The organism is Candidatus Symbiopectobacterium sp., from assembly GCF_020054415.1.
Taxonomy (GTDB): Bacteria; Pseudomonadota; Gammaproteobacteria; order Enterobacterales; family Enterobacteriaceae; genus Symbiopectobacterium.
The window spans coordinates 1-1,826 of record NZ_JAHWCO010000411.1; the positions used below are offsets into that span (position 1 = coordinate 1).

Genomic DNA, 1,826 nt, shown 5'->3' on the forward strand with positions numbered 1-1,826 from the left:
GCCCAGTGAAACGACGGATCCTCGCAACGTAAAATCATGCAGTTAGGCCTCATGAGAAAAGTGTACACCTGAGATGACAAGCATTTTCAACCAAAACTGGCACGGAAAAACAGCATGATTACCTATTATTCAACAAAGCCCGTATGGGGCGCAGTCGTTACAAGTTCTGATTTATTCAACAAAGCCGCCGATGGCCTGATGATTGAAATTAACCCGGCCCAATCGGTTGAATTAATTAATCGCTACGAAAAATTATGCGGGTTGCCGGACAAATGCCTGGCAAATAGAAAGCAGACGATAGGAGAACGGCAACAAGTACTTGATGCCAAGGTGAATACGGTTGGCGGTATAAGCGAAGCATTCTTTAAAAAGCAGTTAGAAATATTGGGTTATCCCACGGCAACAATAGAACAATTTCAACATATTGATAGTACAACCAGATCCGTCTTGGTGTGACAAGTGGCGCTACTACTGGCGAGTCAATATTCCTGCGGAAGCGAATGTACGCTGGATGACCTGCATCAGTGATTGCACCTCACCTATTCGCACGTGGGGAGACAGCGCCGTTGAATGCGTTATCAGACGCCAGTGTCCCTCCCATACCCACGTTATTTTTGCTTACCCAAAAGGAACATGATATGCATCGCATTGATACGCCGACGGCACAAAAAGATAAATTTGGTCAGGGGAAAAACGGGTTTACCAACGGCGATCCGACAACAGGAACACCGTCAACCCATTTGAATAGTGACATTTTTGATGGGCTTTGTTGAATAATAGGTAATCATGCTGTTTTTCCATGCCAGTTTTGGTTGAAACTGCTTGTCATCTCAGGTGTACACTTGTCTCATGAGGCCTAACTGCATGATTTTACGTTGCGAGGATCCGTCGTTTCACTGGGCTGCCAGCATAAAATCTATTTATTAAACAAAGCCCTGGATAGTCAGATTGATGGCGCTGTAGATACTGCTCTAACTGATTTGCTGGGTAGCATCGAACAACAGTAAGCAATCGCACTATCTATCACTTGATGCGCCAGAAATGGCGCATCATTCTTGCTACATCATTTCAGGAATGGCAAATGACATTGGTTCAAATTGTATTACTTTATGGCTGCACTGCTGTTTGTGCGCTCTATCTTGTTGCAGGGGGCTATAAAACCATTCGAGCATATATTCGTAAGAAAATTGACCAGGCTGCAGAAGCTAAAACCTTAGCGACCAAGCCCACCTCATAACATAAAGCATGGCTATTTATCAAAGCGCCGATTTATACGGCGCTTTTTGCTCACTTTACCTTTGTAGTTAGCCTTAGTGATTTTTCTGTAAATGCAATGCTATTATCTGGTATGTCTTTATTAATGAATGACATAGCACCAATATCGACATTGCTACCAATAGATAAATTATTTGAAATAATACAAGAGCCTGCGCCAATGGTGACATTATCACCAATAACAATTTTGGCTACACCATCAACAGGCTTCCTTCCGCCACCAATGCCTATAGTGGTGTTTTGTCTTATGCGTAAGTTGATGCCTGCATTAATGCATTTATTTATTACTATGCCGTGATAGTGGGTGACGGTTAAACCAGCACCAATAGAAGCACCAAGCTGAATTTCACAACCATATTTAAAAATTAGTCGACGATTGATATTTCGAGCTAGAACTTTAGCTAAATACCGGCTTTGTTGAATAAATAGATATTATGCTGCATAGCCATAAAGGCTGCGGATTCCCTTGACGTAAAATCAGTATGTTAAATCCAGAGCGTGGTGATGCATCCCGGAGCGATCAGCATTTTAATCCAAAATAGGCGTGTCAC

General features: G+C 42.5%; 4 protein-coding genes and 1 pseudogene. All 5 read left to right on the plus strand.

What is annotated here, in order from left to right; translation table 11 throughout:
• The first annotated feature begins 114 nt into the window (after positions 1-114).
• Complete coding sequence (locus QZ506_RS21615) at positions 115-456, plus strand: putative phage tail protein (protein ID WP_367273014.1); 342 nt, start codon at positions 115-117, stop codon at positions 454-456.
• 182 nt (positions 457-638) lie between these two features.
• Positions 639-761: pseudogene (locus QZ506_RS12055) on the plus strand (hypothetical protein); the annotation flags it as partial.
• Positions 762-875: 114 nt separating this feature from the next.
• Entirely contained in the window at positions 876-1,007 is a 132-nt protein-coding gene (locus tag QZ506_RS12060) for a DUF826 domain-containing protein (protein WP_291971321.1), read from the plus strand.
• A 74-nt stretch (positions 1,008-1,081) separates the two neighbouring features.
• The gene (locus tag QZ506_RS12065; protein ID WP_291971322.1) at positions 1,082-1,237 is read left to right on the plus strand and encodes a DUF1378 family protein; all 156 of its coding nucleotides are present in this window, start codon (positions 1,082-1,084) and stop codon (positions 1,235-1,237) included.
• Positions 1,238-1,333: 96 nt separating this feature from the next.
• Positions 1,334-1,573, plus strand: coding sequence for a hypothetical protein (locus tag QZ506_RS21620; RefSeq protein WP_367273015.1), 240 nt, complete (start codon positions 1,334-1,336; stop codon positions 1,571-1,573).
• Positions 1,574-1,826 lie beyond the last annotated feature (253 nt).

What these genes read in the sequence shown, in the direction of transcription:
- QZ506_RS12065 (WP_291971322.1), top strand. Translation starts at nt 1,082, where the DNA reads ATGACATTGGTTCAAATTGTATTACTTTATGGCTGCACTGCTGTTTGT.
- QZ506_RS21620 (WP_367273015.1), top strand. Translation starts at nt 1,334, where the DNA reads ATGCTATTATCTGGTATGTCTTTATTAATGAATGACATAGCACCAATA.
- QZ506_RS21615 (WP_367273014.1), top strand. Translation starts at nt 115, where the DNA reads ATGATTACCTATTATTCAACAAAGCCCGTATGGGGCGCAGTCGTTACA.